Below are 2,871 nucleotides of genomic sequence, written 5' to 3' on the forward strand. Positions count from 1 at the left end.
GCCGGTGCCGACGCGGGCGGGGCCGGGGAGCCGTACTCGCTGCCCGCGGCCTCCTGCGCGGTGGCGGCCTGGCTGGCCGCGCGGTCGGCGAAGTCGTTGAGCGGGTCGCCGTCCACCTGGTGCGCGGGCACGTACTGGAACTCCACGGAGCGGCCCGCGAGCAGCGCGTCGATGCGGACGACGAGCTCCTGGTTGGCGACCGGCTTGCCGGCGGCCGTCTTCCAGCCCTTGCGCTTCCAGCCGGGCAGCCAGGTCGTGACCGCCTTCATCGCGTACTGGGAGTCCATCCGGACCTCCAGCGGCACGTCGGCGTCGACCGCCGTCAACAGCCGTTCCAGCGCGGTGAGTTCGGCGACATTGTTGGTCGCCGTACCCAGCGGACCCGCCTCCCAGCGCGCGGGCCGGCCCGCCTCGTCGGCGATGACCCAGCCCCAGCCGGCCGGGCCGGGATTTCCCTTCGACGCCCCGTCACACGCGGCGATCACACGTTCAGCCATACCCCGATCATCCCAGCCCGCCCGACCCCCGAATGCCACGGCGCCCACCGGAGCCCGGCATCCGGCCGGGGCGGGACCCAGAGGGTGAGAGAACTCATAACGCGAAGCCGCGCACGAACCATGGGGGACCAATGGGGAGCCAATGGGGGACATGCCACGGCCGCCTGCGCCCGAGCACGACCAGCGGACGGCGAGCGTCCGCAGGCGGGCTATTGCCAGGGGCCGGCGGGCCCAGGCGCCGGTGCGGCGTCGGCGCGGACGACGACCACACTGGTGATCTTGTCGGCGAACGTCTGGCTCCTGACGTCCCAGATGGCCCACCACCAACCGAGCCCGAACACCACGTTGTTGAGGAACTGGAGCAGCCGGCGGCCGAGCGCCAGCCCGACGCCGAGCATCTGGCCATCACGCTCGCGGATGGCCCGGATACCGAGGACCTTCTTGCCCACGGTCTGCCCGGTCCGGCCCTCGCTCCGCAGCTGCAGGACCACGGCCACGATCATCGCCAGGATGCCGACCCAGGACACGATGGTCGCGAAGACCTCGCCGCTTTCGCCCGAGCGCTCGTCGATGGAGGTCCCGATGCCCACCAGCGCCCACACCGGCCCGAAGTTGATCAGAATGTCGAGCAGGAACGCGCCCGCACGCTGCAACCAGCCGGCATACGGAGGATGCTGCGGCGCGTACGGAAACCCGGCTTGCTGGGGCGGCGGGTAGGGGGCCCCGTACGGCTGCTGCTGGGGCGGATACCCGTACGCCTGCTGCTGGGGCGGATATCCGTACGCCTGCTGCTGAGTCGGCGGCTGCTGGGGCGGGTAGCCGTACGGCTGCTGCGGCGGCGGCCCGGGGTGGCTCACTGCGAACACTCCTCATACGTATTGACGGTGGGCCCTGAAGGGTAGCCCGGCCCGCCTGGCGCGGCCGCGGCCTTGCGCGCCGGGACGCCGCCGTTCGGATCTCTACACTGCTGTAGATACCGAAGATTCCGACCTGGCTTCACCTACCGCCGGGCCCCGACACGAGCGAGGCTTCTCCGTATGTCCGTGAACCTGAACAAGGGTCAGCAGATCAGCCTGAGCAAGTCCGACGGCGGCACGCTCAGCGTGGTGCGCATGGGTCTGGGCTGGCAGGCCGCCCAGCGCAAGGGCTTTTTCGCCAAGCTGGCCGGCACCCGGGAGATCGATCTGGACGCCTCGGCGGTGCTCTTCGCCGCGGGCCAGGGCGTGGACGTCGTCTTCTTCCAGCACCTGACCAGCAACGACGGTTCCGTGCAGCACAGCGGGGACAACCTCGTCGGCGGTACGGGCCAGGGTGACGACGAATCCATCGCGGTCGACCTCCGGCGCGTCCCCGCCAACGTCGACCAGATCATCTTCACGGTGAACTCCTTCACCGGCCAGACCTTCGAAGAAGTGCAGAACGCATACTGCCGGCTCATCGACGAGAGCACCGGCGAGGAACTGGCCCGCTACACCCTCACCGGCGGCGGCCGGCACACCGCCCAGATCATGGCCAAGGTCTACCGCTCCGGCACCGCCTGGAAGATGGCCGCCCTCGGCGAACCGGCCACGGGCCGCACCTTCCAGGACCTGATGCCCACCATCAGCCGCCTGCTCTGACAGACCCGGCGGGGGCCGCGGCCGGCCCCCGCCCGCCACGCGGCGCTGCACGCGCCCGGCACCCTGGAGATCGTGCTGCTCGCCGCCGACCGCGCGCGCGACACGGCGCAGCGCCTGGAGGAGTGGTCCTGGCTCGGCTGGCTGCCGCACGTGCGCCCGGCGCACGGCCAGGACTGCCGGCTGCTGCTGGCGTACGACAAGGACCAGGCGGCGGCGCGCACGGCCGAGCTGGTGCGCCGCCTGGACGACGGGCCGCTCGGCCCCGGCTGGGCGAGCGCCGACCGGTCGGCGGTGGCCGCCGCCGCGGCCCGGCACCACGGCCCGTACACCCTCGTGATCGCCGACGGCGACCCCGGCACGTCCGGGCTGCGGGAGACCGTGGCCCGGCTGGCGGCGGGCGGCCCGTCGGCCGGCATCCATGTGCTCGCGCTGGCCGAGACCCCGGCCGCCTCGCCCGCGTATCCGCTCACGGCGACGTACGAAGCGGCCCGTGCCGCGTCCCCGGCCTTCGGGGAGTGCGGCGCGGTGGCGGTGCTCAGCGGCGACGTGGCCACGGCGCTGCGCGTCGTCCAGCCCGCCGCTCCGCTGACCCCGGCCGGCGGCATCGCCGTCAACGGCGTCCCGCAGAACGGCGCGGGACCGTACGGCGCGGGGGCGAACGGCACGGTCGCGACGGTGGACGCGGTCTCCGCGCCGTGGGCCGAGCGGTTCGCGCGCGCCCTGGCGCCGCTGCGCGAGGCCGACACGGCGCGGGC

The 2,871-nt window shown here is 73.2% G+C and carries 3 protein-coding genes and 1 pseudogene; 2 read left to right on the forward strand and 2 right to left on the reverse strand.

What is annotated here, in order from left to right:
- The coding region (locus ABT381_RS35550) for a ribonuclease H family protein (RefSeq protein WP_351602192.1) at positions 1–497 on the reverse strand (497 nt) is incomplete at its 3' end.
- Positions 498–706: 209 nt separating this feature from the next.
- The gene (locus ABT381_RS35555; protein ID WP_351602195.1) at positions 707–1,354 is read right to left on the reverse strand and encodes an RDD family protein; all 648 of its coding nucleotides are present in this window, start codon (positions 1,352–1,354) and stop codon (positions 707–709) included.
- A 180-nt stretch (positions 1,355–1,534) separates the two neighbouring features.
- Here ABT381_RS35555 and ABT381_RS35560 point away from each other — a divergent pair, with 180 nt between their 5' ends.
- Both ABT381_RS35560 and ABT381_RS35565 read left to right on the forward strand, forming a co-directional pair.
- Positions 1,535–2,116, forward strand: a complete 582-nt coding sequence (locus ABT381_RS35560; protein ID WP_351602198.1) for a TerD family protein — start codon at positions 1,535–1,537, stop codon at positions 2,114–2,116.
- Positions 2,117–2,134: 18 nt separating this feature from the next.
- Positions 2,135–2,871, forward strand: a pseudogene (locus ABT381_RS35565) (hypothetical protein); the annotation flags it as partial.

This window comes from Streptomyces sp. NPDC000151, assembly GCF_040301705.1.
Classification (GTDB): domain Bacteria; phylum Actinomycetota; class Actinomycetes; order Streptomycetales; family Streptomycetaceae; genus Streptomyces.